This window comes from Pseudomonas sp. 30_B, assembly GCF_017491605.1.
Classification (GTDB): Bacteria; Pseudomonadota; Gammaproteobacteria; order Pseudomonadales; family Pseudomonadaceae; genus Pseudomonas.
On record NZ_JAFGYY010000389.1, the window covers coordinates 1 to 435 of the forward strand.

General features: G+C 67.1%; 1 protein-coding gene. It reads right to left on the reverse strand.

The features are described from left to right. Positions 1–426, reverse strand: a 426-nt coding sequence (locus tag J5M67_RS28805) for a manganese catalase family protein (RefSeq protein WP_207888724.1), incomplete at its 3' end; no start/stop codon positions are given. Positions 427–435 lie beyond the last annotated feature (9 nt).

The window sequence follows — 435 nt, forward strand, 5'->3', positions numbered from 1 at the left end:
ATACAGCGCCTTCTCGAACGATTTCTGGTGCGAGACCTCGCGCGTCATCAGAAAGCCGAGCGCGTCGCGGATGCCGGGATCGTCCGTGACGTTGATGAGCCGCTCGTAGATGATCTTCGCGCGCGCCTCGGCCGCGATGTTCGAGCGCAGGTCGGCGGTCGGCTCGCCGATCGTGTCGACGTACGCGGCCGTCCACGGCACCGCGCCCGAATTGACGAGCGGCGCGCCCGCGCCGTACAGCAATTGCGTGACGTGGCTGTCGTTGCCGCCGCCGTTCAGCTTGCGATGCAGCTGCGCCTGCTCGTCGACCGCCTCCGCGAGCTCGCCCTGCGGCCCGCCGAACTGCTCGAGCAGCAGGTTCGCGAGGCCGGGATTCGTCTCGGCGACGCGCGCCGTGTATTGCAGGCGTTTGTTGTGAAAGAACATGGCATCTCC